This is a genomic window from Chrysiogenes arsenatis DSM 11915 (assembly GCF_000469585.1).
In the GTDB taxonomy this organism is placed as follows: domain Bacteria; phylum Chrysiogenota; class Chrysiogenetes; order Chrysiogenales; family Chrysiogenaceae; genus Chrysiogenes; species Chrysiogenes arsenatis.
The window spans coordinates 1-17906 of sequence record NZ_AWNK01000012.1; the positions used below are offsets into that span (position 1 = coordinate 1).

19 protein-coding genes, 3 rRNA genes and 1 pseudogene are annotated in these 17906 nt (G+C 49.0%); 18 read left to right on the forward strand and 5 right to left on the reverse strand.

Annotated features, from left to right (window positions below; all coding sequences use genetic code 11):
• The 3 genes from P304_RS0109600 to rrf (P304_RS0109610) all read left to right on the forward strand — a co-directional run.
• Positions 1-926: ribosomal RNA gene (locus P304_RS0109600) — 23S ribosomal RNA — on the forward strand; the annotation flags it as partial.
• Positions 927-1036: 110 nt separating this feature from the next.
• Positions 1037-1148: ribosomal RNA gene (gene rrf / locus P304_RS0109605) — 5S ribosomal RNA — on the forward strand.
• A 67-nt stretch (positions 1149-1215) separates the two neighbouring features.
• Positions 1216-1327: ribosomal RNA gene (gene rrf, locus P304_RS0109610) — 5S ribosomal RNA — on the forward strand.
• 108 nt (positions 1328-1435) lie between these two features.
• Here rrf (P304_RS0109610) and prfB read toward each other — a convergent pair.
• Positions 1436-2564 (reverse strand): peptide chain release factor 2 gene (gene prfB / locus P304_RS14990; protein ID WP_152514524.1). Its coding sequence is split into 2 segments (ribosomal slippage): positions 1436-2503 and positions 2505-2564, totalling 1128 coding nucleotides; the frame shifts between segments, so codons are not numbered across the junction.
• 57 nt (positions 2565-2621) lie between these two features.
• On the reverse strand, positions 2622-2777 hold the full coding sequence (locus tag P304_RS16685) for a FeoB-associated Cys-rich membrane protein (RefSeq protein WP_160165050.1): 156 nt from the start codon (positions 2775-2777) through the stop codon (positions 2622-2624).
• A 189-nt stretch (positions 2778-2966) separates the two neighbouring features.
• Here P304_RS16685 and purC point away from each other — a divergent pair.
• The 5 genes and pseudogenes from purC to cutA all read left to right on the forward strand — a co-directional run bounded on the left by purC (position 2967) and on the right by cutA (position 7228).
• Positions 2967-3687, forward strand: a pseudogene (purC, locus tag P304_RS14995) (phosphoribosylaminoimidazolesuccinocarboxamide synthase).
• Positions 3687-3932, forward strand: coding sequence for a phosphoribosylformylglycinamidine synthase subunit PurS (gene purS / locus P304_RS0109625; RefSeq protein ID WP_034765089.1), 246 nt, complete (start codon positions 3687-3689; stop codon positions 3930-3932). The pseudogene purC and the gene purS overlap by 1 nt, the downstream one beginning before the upstream one ends.
• Positions 3929-4597: a phosphoribosylformylglycinamidine synthase subunit PurQ gene (gene purQ, locus P304_RS0109630; protein WP_027390371.1), complete on the forward strand. Its 669-nt coding sequence runs from the start codon at positions 3929-3931 to the stop codon at positions 4595-4597. Before purS ends, purQ begins: the two co-directional genes overlap by 4 nt.
• Positions 4594-6825, forward strand: coding sequence for a phosphoribosylformylglycinamidine synthase subunit PurL (purL, locus tag P304_RS0109635; protein WP_027390372.1), 2232 nt, complete (start codon positions 4594-4596; stop codon positions 6823-6825). Before purQ ends, purL begins: the two co-directional genes overlap by 4 nt.
• 79 nt (positions 6826-6904) lie before the next feature.
• A complete protein-coding gene (gene cutA, locus P304_RS0109640) occupies positions 6905-7228 on the forward strand; it encodes a divalent-cation tolerance protein CutA (RefSeq protein WP_027390373.1) in 324 nt (107 codons plus the stop codon).
• Here cutA and P304_RS0109645 read toward each other — a convergent pair.
• Positions 7212-9548, reverse strand: coding sequence for a fused response regulator/phosphatase (locus P304_RS0109645; protein WP_027390374.1), 2337 nt, complete (start codon positions 9546-9548; stop codon positions 7212-7214). The two genes, cutA and P304_RS0109645, sit on opposite strands and share 17 nt — an antisense overlap.
• A gap of 73 nt (positions 9549-9621) precedes the next feature.
• Complete coding sequence (locus P304_RS0109650) at positions 9622-10602, reverse strand: chemotaxis protein CheV (protein ID WP_027390375.1); 981 nt, start codon at positions 10600-10602, stop codon at positions 9622-9624.
• Positions 10603-10762: 160 nt separating this feature from the next.
• On the opposite strand from P304_RS0109650, the gene flgF reads away from it, so the two are divergent.
• Genes flgF through coaE form a run of 5 tightly spaced genes read left to right on the forward strand, consistent with a single transcriptional unit; the run spans position 10763 to position 14216 of the window.
• The gene (flgF, locus tag P304_RS0109655; protein ID WP_027390376.1) at positions 10763-11533 is read left to right on the forward strand and encodes a flagellar basal-body rod protein FlgF; all 771 of its coding nucleotides are present in this window, start codon (positions 10763-10765) and stop codon (positions 11531-11533) included.
• 22 nt (positions 11534-11555) lie between these two features.
• Positions 11556-12344, forward strand: coding sequence for a flagellar basal-body rod protein FlgG (gene flgG / locus P304_RS0109660; protein ID WP_027390377.1), 789 nt, complete (start codon positions 11556-11558; stop codon positions 12342-12344).
• Positions 12345-12355: 11 nt separating this feature from the next.
• The gene (gene flgA / locus P304_RS0109665) at positions 12356-13093 is read left to right on the forward strand and encodes a flagellar basal body P-ring formation chaperone FlgA (protein WP_027390378.1); all 738 of its coding nucleotides are present in this window, start codon (positions 12356-12358) and stop codon (positions 13091-13093) included.
• Between the two features lie 32 nt (positions 13094-13125).
• Positions 13126-13593, forward strand: coding sequence for a hypothetical protein (locus tag P304_RS0109670; protein ID WP_027390379.1), 468 nt, complete (start codon positions 13126-13128; stop codon positions 13591-13593).
• Between the two features lie 11 nt (positions 13594-13604).
• Entirely contained in the window at positions 13605-14216 is a 612-nt protein-coding gene (gene coaE / locus P304_RS0109675; protein ID WP_027390380.1) for a dephospho-CoA kinase, read from the forward strand.
• Positions 14217-14221: 5 nt separating this feature from the next.
• Here the strand turns inward: coaE and P304_RS0109680 are convergent, their stop codons facing one another.
• Positions 14222-14416 (reverse strand): hypothetical protein, encoded by a 195-nt coding sequence (locus P304_RS0109680; RefSeq protein WP_027390381.1) that lies wholly within the window; start codon positions 14414-14416, stop codon positions 14222-14224.
• Between the two features lie 145 nt (positions 14417-14561).
• Here P304_RS0109680 and P304_RS16935 point away from each other — a divergent pair, with 145 nt between their 5' ends.
• The 5 genes from P304_RS16935 (at position 14562) to P304_RS0109705 (ending at position 17906) form a co-directional block, all read left to right on the forward strand.
• On the forward strand, positions 14562-15332 hold the full coding sequence (locus P304_RS16935; protein ID WP_201766950.1) for an MOSC domain-containing protein: 771 nt from the start codon (positions 14562-14564) through the stop codon (positions 15330-15332).
• Between the two features lies 1 nt (position 15333).
• Positions 15334-15906 (forward strand): cob(I)yrinic acid a,c-diamide adenosyltransferase, encoded by a 573-nt coding sequence (locus P304_RS0109690; RefSeq protein WP_027390382.1) that lies wholly within the window; start codon positions 15334-15336, stop codon positions 15904-15906.
• A gap of 28 nt (positions 15907-15934) precedes the next feature.
• Positions 15935-16156 (forward strand): 2-hydroxymuconate tautomerase family protein, encoded by a 222-nt coding sequence (locus tag P304_RS0109695; RefSeq protein WP_027390383.1) that lies wholly within the window; start codon positions 15935-15937, stop codon positions 16154-16156.
• Between the two features lie 108 nt (positions 16157-16264).
• Entirely contained in the window at positions 16265-17287 is a 1023-nt protein-coding gene (gene mreB, locus P304_RS0109700) for a rod shape-determining protein (protein ID WP_027390384.1), read from the forward strand.
• Positions 17288-17471: 184 nt separating this feature from the next.
• Entirely contained in the window at positions 17472-17906 is a 435-nt protein-coding gene (locus P304_RS0109705) for an RrF2 family transcriptional regulator (RefSeq protein WP_027390385.1), read from the forward strand.

The following is a 17906-nucleotide window of genomic DNA, read 5'->3' on the forward strand; positions in this document are numbered from 1 at the left end:
TGCACGAATGGCGTAATGATCTGGGAGCTGTCTCGGCTAGAGACTCGGTGAAATTGTAGTAGCGGTGAAGATGCCGCTTAACCGCAGCAAGACGGAAAGACCCCGTGCACCTTTACTATAACTTGGCAATGATAATCGGTGTATCATGTGTAGGATAGGTGGGAGGCGTAGAAGCTGGGACGCTAGTCTCGGTGGAGCCAACCTTGAAATACCACCCTTGGTACACTGGCTATCTAACTCTCTCCCGTAATCCGGGAGGAGGACATTGTCTGGTGGGTAGTTTGACTGGGGCGGTCGCCTCCGAAAGAGTAACGGAGGCGCGCGAAGGTTTCCTCAGGACGGTCGGAAATCGTCCGCAGAGTGTATTGGCAGAAGGAAGCTTAACTGCGAGACCAACAAGTCGAGCAGGTACGAAAGTAGGTCAAAGTGATCCGGTGGTCCCGCGTGGAAGGGCCATCGCTCAACGGATAAAAGGTACGCCGGGGATAACAGGCTTATCTCCCCCAAGAGTTCACATCGACGGGGAGGTTTGGCACCTCGATGTCGGCTCATCGCATCCTGGGGCTGGAGCAGGTCCCAAGGGTATGGCTGTTCGCCATTTAAAGCGGTACGCGAGCTGGGTTCAGAACGTCGTGAGACAGTTCGGTCCCTATCTGCTGTGGTCGTAGGATACTTGCGAGGGTCTGTCCCTAGTACGAGAGGACCGGGATGGACAAACCTCTAGTGCACCAGTTGTCTCGCCAGAGGCACAGCTGGGTAGCTATGTTTGGAACGGATAACCGCTGAAAGCATCTAAGCGGGAAGCCAGCCTCAAGATTAAGTATCCCCATGAGAGTCCATGTAGACTACGTGGTTGATAGGCTGGGAGTGTAATGGTAGTAATACCTTCAGCTGACCAGTACTAATAACTCCATTGAACTTTTTAGATTTAGAACCTCGTTTGGTGCATTTTTTGATGATGGGCTTTCTAGCAGAACGATTACTACTTGCACACAACAACACTCTATTCGATTCGCAAACATGTAAACACAGTTTGTCTGGTGCCGATAGGGCAGAGGTCACACCCGTTCCCATCCCGAACACGGAAGTTAAGCTCTGCACCGCCGAAGATACTTGGGTTATCCTGGGAAAATAGGTCAGCGCCAGACTTTTTATTTTTTTTTAAATAGCCAAAAACACTGTGTATCGAACATTAAAACATTACAAATCATCTTGCCTAGCGCCGATAGGGCAGAGGTCACACCCGTTCCCATCCCGAACACGGAAGTTAAGCTCTGCACCGCCGAAGATACTTGGGTTATCCTGGGAAAATAGGTCAGTGCTAGGTTTTTTATTGTTTACAATTATGGACTATAGACGTCACATGCGAAATCCCCCTGAGAACAATGTTTTCAGGGGGATTTCGTGTATTTGGCGCTTTATAAAAGGCAGAATGTTATTCGTCGTTCTCAAACTCCGTCACTGTTTTGCCTCCAGTAGACATCCACTGCAGGTAGGCCTTAATAAAATCGTCTATAGCTCCGTCAAGTACGCTATCTGGATTGCCTGATTCATGCCGCGTGCGAAGATCTTTGACCATTTTATACGGGTGGAGCACGTAGCTGCGGATTTGAGAGCCCCAGCCGATTTCTTTTTTGCTATCTTCTACTTCACGTAACGCGGCCGTTTTGATCGCTAGCTCATATTCATAGAGCTTGGCGCGGAGCATTTTCATGGCTTGTTCTTTATTTTGGTGCTGGCTGCGTTCATTTTGACATTGTGTCACCAATCCGGTCGGCATGTGGGTAATGCGCACGGCAGAGTCGGTTGTATTGACATGCTGCCCGCCAGCACCGCCTGAGCGGTATGTGTCAATTTTCAGGTCAGATTCATTAATATCAATTTCGATGTCGTCGTCAACTTCGGGGCTGACAAATATTGATGCGAATGAGGTGTGGCGACGCGCATTGGAGTCAAAAGGAGAAATTCGTACGAGTCGATGGACTCCGGTTTCAGCTTTTAAATACCCATACGCATAGAGTCCCTGAATAAAGAGCGTGGCGCTTTTCATTCCCGCTTCTTCGCCTTCTTGATATTCGAGAATAGTAATTTTGAATTTATGCCGCTCCGCCCAGCGGGTATACATGCGGTACAGCATGCTTGCCCAATCTTGGCTTTCGGTTCCTCCAGCGCCAGCGTTAATGGTCACATAGGCATTTGACGGATCTTGTTCGCCTGAGAGTAAGACGGTAAGTTCATATTCTTGAACTTCTTTTTCCAGCTTATGAAGGTGTGTTAAGAACTCTTCGGTAAAACTTTCATCTTCTTGGGCGAATTCGTAATGGACGAAAGCATCGTCACAGCGACCGCGAAGTGCGCGGAATCCTTCGAGAGCATTTTTTAGCATTTTGTCTTCGCGTAGAATTTTCTGCGCCAGTTCCTGATTGCTCCAGAATTTCGGATCTTCCATCATTGGAACGATTTCGGCGAGTCGCTCTTCTTTTGCTGTTATGTCAAAGGCACCTCCGGAAAAAAGCAATTTTTTCATTCAGGGCGTTCAAGGTTGAGGCATGATGTTCAAGCATAAGTTTCCTTTGTTGTTATTCTTGCGTAGGTCGTCTTTGTGGGTAGTATGCCGTAAATTAGTGACACCCGCCGGATGAGCAGTTGTCTTTGCCGGAACAGCTTGAGCCACAGTTCTTGGGTGGCTCTTCTTTTTTTGCTCGTGCACGTTGCACGAGATAAACGACAGCAACGGCGATAGCGCCAAGAACAATGAGTATGTCGAGTGTTTTCAAAGTAAACTCCAATGAGGTCGCATCTAGTATTTGAAAATGGACGTTTGAGTATAGATTGAAATGCCTTAACATTTCAATCCCTCTGGAAAAAGGGAATTTTCTCAGCTATGATAGAAAGCTTGGTGATTCGGGCAGCCACCCCCACACCAATCCGGTTCGCCGGGGAAATTTTTTATTCGGGAGTGCACCATGGAAAAGCGCGAAAAGCTTTATGAAGGCAAAGCGAAAGTCATTTATTCGACAGATGATCCCACCGTAATTATTCAATATTTTAAAGATGATGCCACGGCGTTTAATGGGTTAAAAAAAGATCAGATTTTGAATAAAGGAATTATCAATAACCGCGCAAGCGAGATCCTTTTTCTGTATCTGGCGAAAAATGGCATTCCCACGCACTTTCTTGGACGACCCAGTGAGCGCGAGATGGTGTGTAAAAAAGTTAAGATTATTCCCGTAGAAGTGATTATTCGTAACATAATTGCAGGCTCTCTTGCCAAGCGACTTGGTAGTGAGGAGGGGGTTGTACTGAATAAAACAGTTGTAGAGTATTGCTATAAGTCGGACGAGCTAGGCGATCCCTTTATCAATATCTGGCATATTGATGCGATGGGATGGGCGACGCGTGAACAGATGGCGATTATTGACGATCTTTCTATAAAAGTGAACCAACTGCTTGTTGATTATTACAAAAGCATTGGGATTAAGCTCGTTGATATCAAGCTTGAATTTGGTGTCGATTGCGAAGGGAACATTATCCTTGCGGATGAAATTTGTCCCGATACCAGCCGCCTGTGGGATGCTACGACAAAATGAAAAAATGGATAAAGATCGTTTTCGTCGCGACTTGGGTAAAATTGAAGAGTCATATGCCGAAGTTATCCGTCGCATAGAAGAGCGGGGATGTAACTGATGCTTGCCAAGGTATATGTTACGTTGAAAAATGGCGTCCTTGATCCTCAAGGAAAAGCGATTCTCGGGTCACTCCATGCTATGGATTTTCAGAGCGCCCGCGATGTTCGCGTCGGGAAGTATCTCGAAATTGAAGTGAATGGCACGGATCCCGAATTGGTGCGGAGCGAAGTGGCTGAGATGGCGAAAAAACTCCTCGCCAATACGGTCATCGAAAACTATCGCATTGAACTGGTGAATGGATGAAGGCCGGTGTCATTGTTTTTCCCGGATCGAATTGCGACCACGATTGCTACCACGCGCTAAAGCATGTGCTCGGCGTTGAAACGGTCTTTATCTGGCACAAAGAGGGGTCACTTGGCGATGTCGATGCCGTAGTGGTTCCCGGTGGTTTCAGTTACGGCGACTATCTGCGTTGCGGCGCGATTGCGAAAAACTCTCCCGTCATGCGCGATGTTATCCGCTTCGCGGGCGAAGGGCGACCCGTTGTTGGTATCTGCAACGGCTTCCAGGTATTGACCGAAAGCGGCCTTTTGCCGGGTGCCTTGATGCGCAATCGTCATCTGAAGTTTCTTTGCAAATCCGTGCAATTGCGGGTGGAAAATGCAGCAACGTGCTTTACCGCTCGTTACCAACAGGGGCAAGTGATTGATATTCCGATTGCACACCATGATGGGAATTATTATGCGGATGCCGCAACGCTTGACACCATGGAAGAAAACCAACAGGTAGCTTTCCGTTATGTGGATAACCCCAATGGCTCGATGAGCGACATTGCCGGCGTCCTGAACAAGCGCAAAAACGTGCTGGGGATGATGCCGCACCCAGAGCGGGTTGTCGAGTCGTTGCTTGGTGGCACTGATGGTTTGCCTCTCTTTACCGCACTCAAAGAACACGTGGTGGGCGCATGACACAAAAAACAATGGTAGTGGGGCCAGAACTGGCTCGCGAATTTGGATTAAAGGGCGATGAATACCAAAAGGCGCTCGACATAATGGGTCGCGTCCCAACACTGACGGAACTCGGTATTTTCAGCGTTATGTGGAGCGAGCACTGCTCCTATAAATCGAGCAAAATTCATTTGCGTGGCTTTCCCACGGAAGCGCCTTGGGTCGTTCAGGGGCCAGGCGAAAACGCGGGCATCATTGATATTGGTGATGATGAGTGCGTGGCGTTTAAAATTGAATCGCATAATCACCCTTCGTTTATCGAGCCATTGCAAGGTGCTGCGACCGGTGTTGGCGGGATTTTACGCGATGTCTTTACTATGGGCGCGCGGCCAATAGCGGCGATGAACTCGCTCCGCTTTGGCGAACTCGACACGGCGAAAAACCGCTACTTACTGAGCGGAGTCGTCAACGGGATTGCGTGGTACGGCAACTGTTTTGGTGTGCCGACGGTGGCTGGCGAAGTCTACTTTGATGACCAATACAGCACCAACCCCCTCGTAAACGCATTTGCCCTTGGATATGTCAAAAAAGACAAAATCTACTACGGCAATGCCAAAGGGGTTGGCAATCCGGTGATGTACGTCGGCGCGAAAACAGGGCGCGACGGTATTCATGGCGCGACGATGGCGTCAGCCGACTTTGATGAGAACTCTGAAGAGAAACGTCCGACGGTTCAAGTTGGCGATCCTTTCACCGAAAAACTTCTCCTCGAAGCCTGTCTTGAGTTGATGCAGACGGAGTATATCGTCGGGATTCAAGATATGGGAGCGGCAGGGTTGACCTCCAGCTCTTTTGAAATGGCAGCGCGCGCGGGCAGTGGCATAGAGATGTGGCTCGACCGCATCCCTTGCCGTGAAACCGCAATGACGCCGTATGAAATGATGCTTTCCGAATCGCAAGAACGGATGCTCATGGTTGTGCACCCCGGTTGTGAAGAACAGGTACGTGCGATTTTTGCCAAGTGGGATCTCGATGCCGAAGTGGTAGGGAAAGTGACCGATGATGGGAGAATGCGCCTCCTTTTCCACGGCGAAACCGTGGCCGACCTTCCCATTGAACCGCTCGTTGATGCCGCTCCGCTCTACGATCGCCCAACCCAGCGCGGAGCGTATCTTGACGAGGTGCAAGGTTTTGACTTTGCCACGGTTGCCGAGCCAGAGGATTGTGGCGTCGTCCTCCAACGCTTGTTAGGTCAATCGACCATCTGCTCGAAAGAGTGGATCTACTCGCAGTACGATCATCAAGTGCGCACGAATTCCGTTTTTGTGCCAGGCTCCGATGCGGCGCTGGTGCGGATTAAAGGCGGCAGCAAAGGGGTCGCGATGACGACGGACTGCAATAGCCGCTATTGCTACCTGAACCCGTATGAGGGTGGCAAGGCGACCGTGGCCGAAGGGGCGCGTAACATTGCCTGTACGGGTGCAAAGCCGCTCGCTATCTCCGATTGCCTCAACTTTGGGAATCCGGAAAAACCGGAAACCATGTACCAGTTCGTGGAGTGCGTGCGTGGCATTAAAGAGGCCTGTCGTGAGCTGGGCATTCCTGTGATCAGCGGCAACGTGTCGCTCTATAACGAAACGGCTGGTCAGGGCGCTATCTATCCTACGCCAACGGTTTCGACGGTTGGTTTGATAAAAGATATCGAAAACCGCGTCCCTTCTGCGTTCCAACAGTGTGGAGATGTTGTGTACTTGCTGGGGACGAATCGCGATGAACTCGGCGGATCGGAATATATCAAGATGACGCTCGGGAAAATCATTGGTGATGCGCCGAAAGTTGACTTGAGCGAAGCCAAGCAGTTGGTCGAAGTGTTGCAGCAACTCGCACAAGCCAAAGTGCTGCAGAGTGCGCATGACTGTGCCGAAGGCGGTTTGGCGGTTGCCCTGGCAGAGTGCGGCATCAATGCTTGTGGCGGCGCGATGGGTGCCAGCGTAAATCTTGCAGGTGGCATCCGCACCGATGCAATTCTTTTCGGCGAAACACATTCACGTGTCGTCGTGAGCGTGGCACCAGAGCAGGTTGCCCGTTTTGAATCGTTGATTGCGGGTCAGTATCCTTGTGCGCGCATCGGGGTTACTGGGGGAACGGCGCTCAACATCAGCATTGAGCGTACGCCTGTAGTGGCGGTGCCGATTGATCGGTTGGCGTATACCTACCGGTATGCGCTGAGAGAGCGCATGGGAGTGTAAACTTCCTATTAAGTGTCCATACGACAAAAGCCGCCCCACCTTTGTGTGGGTGCGGCTTTTGTGTCTCAAGGGGGTTTCGATGAATGTTGTTCTTGGGTATATCACCACGCCTGATGTCGACTGCGCAATGAGTATAGCGCAACAGCTTGTTTCGCAAAAGTTAGTGGCCTGCGCGAATATCATTCCTTCAGTCACTTCGGTGTACGAATGGAATGGCCAGATTCAGCACGATTCGGAAGCGATTTTGCTGGTGAAAACCACTGCAGAGTCTCAATGTGCGGTGGCAGAGGCTGTGTGTGCCGTTCATCCGTACGAGTGTCCCGCTATCCTTTTTTATCCTTCGTCAGGCGGATTTCCGCCATATCTTGACTGGGTTGCGTGCCAAACTATTCGCGCGACGTAATGTAGATGGCACTGAGGTCATCCGATTGCAACTCTTTGCAAAACGTACCATCCGCTAGGCGCATGCCCGTGGCATTGGTAAAGGTGTCGATGATGGCTTCGAGCGAGTTGTGTGTGCGGAAGGCGTGTTGCAATTCCGGCGAGCTAAATTCGGGTGACTCGCATAAACCGTCAGAGTAAATCAGGATGCTGAATGATTGCGGTAGCTCTATCGCGGATACTTTGAACGTCGGGTAGTACACCATGAGTGGTGGGTTGTTCGAACGGTATTCTTGAATTTTCCCTGTGCTCAGGTCTTTGATCAGCAAAGGGTACATTCCGAAAGAAGCATAGCGCAGGCGCCGCTCACGAGCGTTGACACAAATCATCGTGAAAGAGACCAGCTCGTCGTCCAGAAGGTAGTTTTTAATATAATCAAAGTATTCTTTCACGGTTGCGTCAAGGCAACCGCTGATAGTAACGGCGTCAAGTCGATTAATAAAGGCTGCGGAGAGAGTGGCCGTTACCGAGGCGCCCAGCCCTTTTCCCATGCAGTCGATAATGTAGAACAATTGGTGGTCTTCGTCTGCTTTGATTACGCCGTAAATATCTCCACTCAAAATATCGCGAGGCTCATAGAAAATCGTACTGCTCAGCGTCGTGAGTTGTTCAGAATCATCGCGGATGATGAGTTGCTCTTTCGAAAAAGCGGTTTGTTGTTGCGCTTCCATGTAAGCGTGCTGGCTTTGGAGAGCAAAAAATTCTTGCTGTTTTCGTGCTTCTTCTTCCGTTATTTTGCGCTCAAGTTCTTTGCGTGTGGTGATGATATGTGCGTAGTAATCGATTATTTCGTACAGACGGGGTGTTTCCACTGGCTTGTTAATAAAACGATTGATCCCTATTTCGATCGCATCCACAAAGCAGTCACGATCGGAAAAAGCGGTCGTCAGAATAATCGGAACCGTACGGTTTTTTTCACGAATATGGCGTGCCATTTCGAGACCGTTCATCTTTGGCATTTGGACATCGGTGATGATGATGTCGGGGTTGGTGTTGTGGAACATTTCCAACCCTTCTTGGCCGTTCGTCGCCATATAAATGGTGCCAATCCGTCGTTTGAGAATCCGCGCATAGAGTTTGCGTGCCATGTCGTCGTCTTCGACGTAGAGCAAAGTCAGGTCAAGGGTGTTATTCTCGATGGCGCTCTTAGCGGAAAGCCCTGCGGTAGGGAGTTCGCAGCGATCTTCTAAGCGGAAGAAGAGATCGGCTTGTGTGCCATTTCGAGTGTAGAAGATGGCGTCACTCATCTCGATAGCCATACGGATGCCGCGATGGTGCAGGCTCATTACCCCTTGAGTGAGTTGGCGGGTAATATATGAATGAAAGCAGAAGCCGCCACCAGAATCGGTGATGGTGATGCGCATGAGGTTATGACGATAGCGGGTAAGCGTATACGAAATAGTGCCAATAGCTGATCGTGCGGCTTCATGAACGAAATTTTCGTATTCGCCATCCATAATCAGTGCATTCTTTTTCCCTTCATCTGCATTGATAGCAAGGATTCCGTGTTCAAATGCGTTCAGGATGATTTCGTGAAATACCAGCGCGATAGTTGATGATACGACGGAGGGAACTTTTTCTTGATTGAGGTAGTTGTCAAAATCAATTTCAGCTTGATTCACCGCATCAAGTGAGAGCGTAATGCTTTTCGGTGGGACAATAATCCGGTCTATTTGCTTGCCGTACAGGCACAAATGGAAGAAAGAGATTGACTGTTCTGCATCCAGCATCTCTTTATTCGTCCGAAAGAGAACTTGGTTGCGACTAAAGACGATTTCTTTTTGTTCACCCATTACTTGTGATAAGTAGGTTGAATTCGTGAGGAAGATGGTGGCAAGTGGGTCGGTCGGAATGACTTGAAGCGTAAAAGGAGCATTGTAGTTACCAAGTTTCGGCTCATGCTGCCGAAGTATCAGCGGTTCGCCATGTTCAGAATGGAGAATGACGGGCGGCATGCCAAAGTTGGCCACCAGCATTGTTTGGCGTACTTGTTGGAAAAAAGCAAAGAGCATGGGGATATCGTGGTGCGCATGAAACCGGATGTTTTCACGCACATATTCAATAAAGCGGCTAATGCGAAACTCTTCGCCATTCGACGCACTCACAAAGCGATCAAAGAGTTTAACGACTTGTTCGTGGTTTGAGGTGGTGTTCGTAAGCACCATCAATACGGTATCCGGAGTGATTGACTTGAGGAGTGCAGTCGACTGAGTTTGATTACTGAATGATTCTATAAAGAAATCTTCAGAAAAATGGTAGTCCGCATAGGATGGGTTCAGCATGGAAGTCCTTCCAGCAGCATGAGGGATTTTTCACCATTTTCGCAGCGAAAATGGTGAAAAATTCAACCGGCGGCTATGTCAAAATATACGAATCAACGAGCTGTACAAGCCGACTGATCTCTGGTTTGGTGATGGTATCGTTGACCCCCAGTGAAAGGGCTTTTTTGCGGTTTTCATCGCTCATGATTGAAGAGAACATGATAATTGGCAGCGAGTCAAACTCATCCATTTCGCGGAGTCTTTTGACTAAGTGCATGCCGTCCATGCGCGGCATTTCCACGTCGCTGACGAGGAGGTGAAGTTGATCCATTGCGTTTTCGCCAGAAGTTTTTGCCTCTTTTGCGGCACTCAGAAAGATGTCGAGCGCTTCCTGACCATTGTTCGCAGTCAATACGTTGTAGCCAGCGCTGTGGAGGGTGTCATAAAGAAGCTTACGGATAAAGGTTGAATCTTCGGCAATAACGACATGGTGCTGCTTGCGACGGCTGGTCGAGTCGCTGGTTTGGCTTACTTTGATATCGGTGGCGACATCGTATTTTTCCATACTGAGCTCAGGGTTGATGTCGGCAATAATTTTTTCAAAATCAAGTAGCATGATCAGGCGATCTTCAAGGCGTACAACGGCGACAACGCAGTCATTCCCGCCACCTTCAAGAAACTGGGAAGGAGATTCGACATTTTCCCAAGAAATGCGATAGATACGGCTGACGTTATCAACCGAAAATCCATTAAACATCTGGTTGAATTCAGTAACGATAATTCTTTTATCTTCCATCTTGTTGTCGGTAGTGATCCCAAGCCAGCCAGCAAGATCTATCAAAGGGATAAGGCGACCGCGGAGGTTAAATATGCCGGTGACGCATGGATGGGAGTTCGGGTAGTCGGTGGTTTCCGGCGGTTTAATGATTTCGCGAACCTTCGCAACGTTGATGCCGTAATACCCCACTTTGACAGATCCATCGGGCTGAATTTTGTTGATTTGAAACTCGATGATCTCTAGTTCATTCGTGCCACTCTCAAGGAGTATCCCTTTTCTATCCTCTGTCTGACCCATGGAGCCGTACCTCCCACCGTGAAATAAGATAGCGCGAATAGTAACGGTATTTATCGAGAAAGGCAACTATTCCCTTGTGGAATACGCGGCGTGTGAAACGACAAATTCTCGTTTGGCATTGTTATTGAATGCTTCCGTGATGTAACAGGAGGATAGTGCCATGGTTAACGGTATATACACAGCAGTCAGTGGTATGTTGATACAGTCAAAGCGATTGGATGTGGTGTCCAATAACTTGAGCAACATTAACACTGCGGCCTTTAAGAAAGACACAGTTACTATCGATAATTTTCGTGCGAAATCAACCACGCGCGAAGAGGAAGATTGGCGCAAAACGCTTTTTAACGAAACGATCAATAACACCCATAATATCCCTGCAATTGACGTTGATTACGGGCAGGGGCAGATTATCGAGACGAAGAACCCGTACGATGTTGCCATTGATGGCGACGCCTTTTTTGCGGTGCATACCCCATGGGGCGAGCGCTATACCCGTAGTGGCAATTTACAAGTTGACACGCAGGGCAACCTGACGACGAAAGAAGGTTTTATTGTCAAGTCAACGACCGGTAACGGTTTACAGTCTCGCATCACCATTACAGATCCTGAAACGCTCGATATCAATCAGGCGGGGGAAGTGTTTGTCGATGGGGCGCAGATTGCCGCTCTGAAGCTTGTCCGTTTTGAAGATGAGCGTGATTTGCGAAAAATCGGCTTTAACCAGTATGAAAAAATTTCCCCTGAAGTCGAAGAACAGCCAGCGACGAATTACCGATTGCGTCAGGGATATCTCGAGATGTCCAACGTAAACATGGTACGGGAAATGGTAGATATGATCGAGATCAACCGCTCCTTTCAGGCCTATCAGAAAATGGTAACGACGATAGATCAATCGATGACTGAACTCTTTGGCGCGTCCAAAGGGATGTAACCCGAAAATACAGAGGTGATGTATGCTTCGCGCACTCTACACAAGTTCTACCGGAATGATGACGCAACAATCGAACATTGATAACATTGCCAACAACCTTGCGAACGTCAATACTGTTGGCTTCAAAAAAGCCCGTGTGGATTTTCAAGATCTTATGTACCAAACCATTAAGCCAGCAGGCTCTTCAACCTCCGCTGGTATTACTCGGCCAGTTGGTGAGCAGCTTGGTTTGGGGGCGCGTGTGGCTGGCGTGACCAAAATGCATACGCAAGGCAGCTTCATGCAAACGGGGAATCAGCTTGACCTTACGATCGAAGGGGCGGGCTATTTTCAAATCGACATGCCTGACGGTACTATCGCGTACACTCGTAACGGGGCTTTTACCAAGAATAACGAGGGGCAAGTGGTAACAGTAGATGGCTTTACGTTGAATCCCGGCATCGTTATTCCAGATAATGCCGAACAGATTTTTATCGGTCAGGATGGAACGGTAACCGCAAAAATTGCGGGTGAAGTTGACCCTGCCGATCTGGGTCAAATAACCACAGCACGCTTTATCAACCCTGCTGGTTTGCACTCTATAGGAAGTAACTTCTACAAAGAATCGGCGGCTTCCGGTGCGCCGCTGGTTGGTGTTCCTGGCCAGGAAAGCCTTGGCGCTATCGCGCAGGGGTATTTGGAAATGAGTAACGTGCAACTGGTCGAAGAAATGGTCAATATGATTACCGGTCAACGGGCGTATGAGATCAATTCGAAAGCGATTATTACCGGTGACGAAATGTTGCAAACCGCCACCAACCTGAAACGGTAAGGGGTGATGCTATGAAATGGGTTCTCTCTTTTGGAATTATATTTTTTGTGGCGATCTCTTCGTGGGCCAGTTTTCCGGTGTTGCAAGTGCTTGATGCCCAGCAAACACCAACTCAGCAAGTGTCAATCCCTACGGTGCCTTCACAAAAACACGTGGGCGTGATTAAGGATATTATCGAACAGTACGTGCAGCAGGAGCTTGGTTTGCTCGCTGGGATTGAACGGATGCAGTATCGCGACGACAGTGTATTGCGTGGCAAGCGGCTTAGCGTTTCTGGCTACATTAACCGCAGTGGCGTTTCCATGCTCGACGTTCGCGATGAGCAGGGGAATCATTTGGAAGTTCGTGTGACGGTGTTGCAGCGGCGGGTGGTGTATCTGCCTGTCCGGTCGTTTGAGCGTGGCGAAGTCGTGACTCGCGACGACTTTGTCGAAGATGTGGCCGATGCCCGTTTTCAGCGGCAGGCGCTTGATATCGACCAAATGGTTTTTGACGACCACGTGGTGGCTACGCGTCCGCTGAGCCCAGGGAATGTGGTGCGCATTGGCGATCTGCGACGTGACCATATTGTGAAACGTGGCGATGTGGTGAAAGTTGTGTACCGTAATGCTGGCGTTACTATTGCTATGAGCGCGATTGCTCAGTCCAATGGCTATCGTGGCGAAACTATCACCCTGAAAAATACCAGCACAGGGAAAACCCTTTCGGCGCGAATGACTGGGCGTGATCACGCCGAATTTATTTTTTAGCAAACGAGAGTCGCATAAAAAAGGAGCCAATAATGAGAAGTTTACGGTGGATAGGCGTTGTGCTGGCGGCATCGCTGCTTCAGGGGTGCTACGTCTTTAGCTACTATCCGGAAACGGACACCTACGTGACGACCGTGGAAACAAAAAAATATGTCAACCGGAATTATTCGCGTGAACGGATGATGGAAGCGAATAATTCTGACTGCTATGCCTGCCATAGCTCAACCCGTTCGATGGCTCCGGCTCATGGTGGGTACATGCATCAGAATAGTATGATCGCTCCGCCCTCACATGGACAGCGGATGGCGATGTCGTCTCCTCATGGTGCCAATACTGGCGGGATGATTATTATGCCTCCGGGGTATACTGGTGGCCATCCAATGGCGGCTCCCGATGGGTACGTGTATGAACATACCGTGCCGACTATTCCAGCGGGTCCAGGCGGAATGCCGGTGCCAAGTTTTGGTTCTGTTCCTCCAATGGCGCAGCCGTATCGGTAAGTGGTGAACGTATGTTGATTGGGCTCACGGGTGGTATTGCCAGCGGAAAATCAACCGTCAGTCATCTTTTGCAGCAAAGAGGGTTGCCTGTCGTGGATGCCGATGTTGTCGCGCGCGAAGTGGTCACACCAGGTAGCGCGGTGCTTCGGGAAATTGTCGCCCATTTTGGTGCGAATATTTTACTGCCAGATGGGATGCTTGATAGAAAAAAACTCCGGCAGGAGATTTTTTCGCAACCTGAACAAAAAAAACAACTCGACGATATTTTGCTTCCGCGTATTATCGAGCGGCGTAACCAACGTATTGCGGAGTTGCAAGAGCACTCCCCTCACGTCGTCTACGACGCGGCCTTACTCATTGAATCAGGCAGCTACGCGCAGATGGACATTGTCGTGGTGGTGTATTGTGAAGTGCCGATTCAGGTTGAGCGGCTCATGCAGCGTGATGGTGTCACAGCACAAGCCGCAATGGAGGCAATCCGTTCGCAAATGCCATTGCACCGTCGTATGCGCTACGCCGATTATTGCATTGATAATTCCAAAGATCGCTCTGCGCTGGAAGCGAAAGTCGATCAGTTTTACCAGAAGCTTGTGTCTGGAGAACTGCGCCCCCGCGAGCATTGAGCGTCTTACTCTTCCTGATGACGATCCTGTTGCAGTACTTTCTCTTGGACGTAAATGTTGACAACGGATGCGAGGTCAGCTTCGCTCCCTTCATCCATGCAGCCACACAAGGTGTACAAAATGCCAGCAGGAATGGGATGTTCCTCCGCGATATCTTCTGCTAAATCAAAAAGTTCTTCCATTAACTCTTCACGGTTCATAGGAGCCTCGTTAGGATTTTTGTGTGATTATAGCAGGATTCTGGTCTAAAATAGGAATTTTCTCTGGAGAAAAATCGTTATTCATCATCAAGCTTTGCATGGTATATCATCCATAAATACATGCCTCACTGAAGGAGTAATACGGATGAATATTCACGCACTTTCGGTTAGTACCACCAAAGGGGTTCGCAAGCATAATGTTCCGATGGCGAAATTTCTGGAAAATCACGGAATTGAGGGCGATGCCCATGCCGGAAAATGGCACCGTCAAGTAAGTTTGCTTGCACAAGAGTCGATTGACACTATGGTGGAAAAAGGGCTGGACGTTAAAAGCGGAGATTTTGCCGAAAATATCACGACAACAGGACTTGATCTTACCGCGCTGGCGCTTGGGGATAGAATCCAAATAGGTGAAGAGCTGACGCTGACTTTGTCGCAAAAAGGGAAGGTGTGTCATCATCGCTGTGCGATTTATTACCAAGCTGGCGATTGTGTGATGCCACGCGAAGGGATCTTTGGCGTGGTCACTCGTCCTGGCACCGCTCAGGTTGGAGATCCTATCCGTCTTTTGAGCAAAGTACAGGTGACTGCTGGGATTATCGGCACCGCAGCCGAAGAAGAAAAGTGGGGCGAAACATTGCGTGCGACGTTACATGCAGCGCTGCAACCTGCTTTCGTCCGGTTTGATCAACTTGATGCGGCACAGGAAAAGTTGCAACCGATCATGAAAGATTTAGTCGACTATCAAGGGATCGAGCATTTGGTGCTTTTAGACGCCACGGGTGATATCTGGAAAAAACTTGGTTTGCAAGATGGCGACAGACCGCATACGTCAAAAATGGGCCAAACGACATTGTACGTTATTGCGCATCCGGCTGATCTGAACGCTATCTTTGGCCTTGTTGGAGGCGCCTAGCGTGAAGGTCTATACGAAGACAGGTGATAGCGGCACTACTGCGCTCTTGGGCGGCGAAAGGGTTTCCAAGTATCATCCGCATATCGTTGTGTATGGTGAGTTGGATGAACTGAATTCGCTTGTTGGTATGCTCCATGCTTCGCTGACGACGGGTACGGAACGAGAGTTTCTCCTTGGCGTGCAAGCGGATCTCTTCCAGATGGGCGCGTGGTTGGCACTGCTGCCGGGTTCGCCACTCATTGAGCGTCTGGCTCCGCTGCGTGAAGAGCAGGTACGGCAACTTGAGGAGCAGATTGACATATGGCAAGGCGAATTACCGGAACTAAAGAGCTTTGTTCTGCCAGGGGGAGATTCGAGTGCAGCGCTAGCACATCTGGCGCGTACCGTATGCCGCCGTACCGAGCGAGGTGTTTGTCAATTGTTGGATGCGTTGCCAGAGGGTGCGTATCGGATACAGATTCAACGGGTGGCGGTGTATCTTAACCGCCTATCGGATGCCTTGTTTATGCTGGCGCGCGTTATAAATGTTATGCGTGGTGTGTCGGAAAACGTGTGGCACCCTGTGGCTCATTAAACTAGATTGCGAGAAAAAGGAGCGATTTATGCCGTATGTCAACATTAAGGTAACGAAAGAAGGATTAACGGTCGCCAAAAAAGAGGAGTTGATTCGTGGGGTAACGCAACTGTTAGTTGATACTTTAGGGAAAAATCCTGCTACGACGGTAGTGGTGATTGATGAGGTCGATATGGATAATTGGGGAGTCGGGGGCGAGCGGGTGAGTGTTATTCGCGAACGCCAGCAATTACAGCAGTCTCAGCAGTAGGCACATGGTATGGTGCAACTGCCTTGTATAAAAAGTGTTGACTTCGGATTAAGGCGTGTGTCAAAAATTGCACGTTTGCGATAAACATTCTTGAACAAAGGCGTATCTATGTTTGATTTTCTCTTTGGAGTGTTTTCAAAAGATTTAGCGATGGACCTTGGGACGGCCAACTCTCTTATTTACCATAAAGGGAAAGGGATTGTCCTGAATGAGGCGAGCGTTGTTGCGATCGATAAGTCGAGCAATAATGTTATCGCTTGGGGGAATGATGCCAAGAAAATGCTTGGCCGGGCAAATCAGGATATTCGTGTTATTCGTCCGCTAAAAGATGGGGTTATTGCTGACTTTGAGATTACGAACAAGATGATGCGCAAAATGATTGAGGCGGTGTATAACCGCGTGCACTTGATCAACCCACGGATGATCATATGTGTGCCAGCCGGGATTACGTCGGTTGAGAAAAAAGCGGTAATCGATGCCGCGGAGCAGTCTGGCGCGCGCTCGTGCTATTTGATTGAAGAGCCGATGGCGGCGGCGATTGGTGCCGGATTGCCGATTAGCGAGCCGATTGGGAACATGGTCGTCGATATTGGTGGCGGTACGACGGAAGTTGCCGTTATTAGTCTTGGGGGAATCGCGTATTCTGAAAGTGTCCGTGTGGCGGGCGATGAATTGAATGAATCCATCATGCGCTACTTGCGTACTGAATATAATATGCTGATTGGCGAAAATCTGGCGGAAAACATCAAGTTTGCAATTGGAAGCGCCTACAAGCTGGAGCATGAAATTTCATACATGGTCAAGGGGCGGAATCTGACAACGGGGATCCCTGGTTCTGTAGAGCTGAGTAGTGTGGAAGTCCGTGCAGCGATTATTGAGCCGGTAAACGCTATCGTCGATGCTATCAAGCGGGCTCTTGACAAGACAAGCCCAGAATTGATTGCTGATATTGCCGATCACGGTATCGTTCTGACGGGTGGTGGTGCTCTCTTGCGCAATTTGGACGTGCTTATTTCACGCGCGACAGGCTTAAATGTCATTGTGGCGGACGACCCTTTAACCAGTGTTGTCAAGGGGACGGGCTGGGCGCTTGAAGATATGCGCACGTATCAGAAAGTGTTCGTTAACTGACACGTTAGCGCAACGTGGCCATGATATGTTTCTCAGTAAGATAAGTAAATATGCAGGCTGATGCTCTTTTGCTCAGCCTTTTTTTGTGGCAGAATTTCTACGCTTGGCATGTGAATTTTTTCGAATGATTCGCTTGACACGTAGAAAAAGTTGTTTTATTTCTTCATTACCAAGGAGGTCATAAATGGCAAGTCTTATCCGGCGTGAAACCGATTATGCGATTCGAATTGTGGCGTATCTGGCTGGACGGAAAGGGGAGCGCGTTAAAATTTTTGATATCTGCGATCGATTGTTTTTAAGTAAGCCAATCGTAATTAAAATCATTCAACAACTCAAGCGTGGGGATATCGTAGAAGCAAAGACAGGGAAAGCTGGTGGCGTGATGCTCAGTGCTGACCCAGAAACGTTGAGTATTTACGATATTATGGTTGCTATGGATAACCAAAGCTCTATTAACAGTTGTAATGATGCCGAAGAGAAATGCGAACTCCAGCCTCTGTGTCGGATTTCACGGTTTCTAAAAGAGCTTCAGGGTGACGTTATTCGGCAATTCCAGGCAGAGAAAATGAGTCAGTTGGTCTTTTTGGAGAAGGATTTAGAGAAATTACACGCCAAGTAA

What these genes read in the sequence shown, in the direction of transcription:
- P304_RS16935 (WP_201766950.1), top strand. Translation starts at nt 14,562, where the DNA reads ATGAATATTCACGCACTTTCGGTTAGTACCACCAAAGGGGTTCGCAAG.
- coaE (WP_027390380.1), top strand. Translation starts at nt 13,605, where the DNA reads ATGTTGATTGGGCTCACGGGTGGTATTGCCAGCGGAAAATCAACCGTC.
- flgG (WP_027390377.1), top strand. Translation starts at nt 11,556, where the DNA reads ATGCTTCGCGCACTCTACACAAGTTCTACCGGAATGATGACGCAACAA.
- P304_RS0109705 (WP_027390385.1), top strand. Translation starts at nt 17,472, where the DNA reads ATGGCAAGTCTTATCCGGCGTGAAACCGATTATGCGATTCGAATTGTG.
- flgA (WP_027390378.1), top strand. Translation starts at nt 12,356, where the DNA reads ATGAAATGGGTTCTCTCTTTTGGAATTATATTTTTTGTGGCGATCTCT.
- flgF (WP_027390376.1), top strand. Translation starts at nt 10,763, where the DNA reads ATGGTTAACGGTATATACACAGCAGTCAGTGGTATGTTGATACAGTCA.
- P304_RS0109695 (WP_027390383.1), top strand. Translation starts at nt 15,935, where the DNA reads ATGCCGTATGTCAACATTAAGGTAACGAAAGAAGGATTAACGGTCGCC.
- P304_RS0109680 (WP_027390381.1), bottom strand. Translation starts at nt 14,416, where the DNA reads ATGAACCGTGAAGAGTTAATGGAAGAACTTTTTGATTTAGCAGAAGAT.
- purS (WP_034765089.1), top strand. Translation starts at nt 3,687, where the DNA reads ATGCTTGCCAAGGTATATGTTACGTTGAAAAATGGCGTCCTTGATCCT.
- purL (WP_027390372.1), top strand. Translation starts at nt 4,594, where the DNA reads ATGACACAAAAAACAATGGTAGTGGGGCCAGAACTGGCTCGCGAATTT.
- P304_RS0109650 (WP_027390375.1), bottom strand. Translation starts at nt 10,602, where the DNA reads ATGGGTCAGACAGAGGATAGAAAAGGGATACTCCTTGAGAGTGGCACG.
- P304_RS0109645 (WP_027390374.1), bottom strand. Translation starts at nt 9,548, where the DNA reads ATGCTGAACCCATCCTATGCGGACTACCATTTTTCTGAAGATTTCTTT.
- purQ (WP_027390371.1), top strand. Translation starts at nt 3,929, where the DNA reads ATGAAGGCCGGTGTCATTGTTTTTCCCGGATCGAATTGCGACCACGAT.
- P304_RS0109670 (WP_027390379.1), top strand. Translation starts at nt 13,126, where the DNA reads ATGAGAAGTTTACGGTGGATAGGCGTTGTGCTGGCGGCATCGCTGCTT.
- cutA (WP_027390373.1), top strand. Translation starts at nt 6,905, where the DNA reads ATGAATGTTGTTCTTGGGTATATCACCACGCCTGATGTCGACTGCGCA.
- mreB (WP_027390384.1), top strand. Translation starts at nt 16,265, where the DNA reads ATGTTTGATTTTCTCTTTGGAGTGTTTTCAAAAGATTTAGCGATGGAC.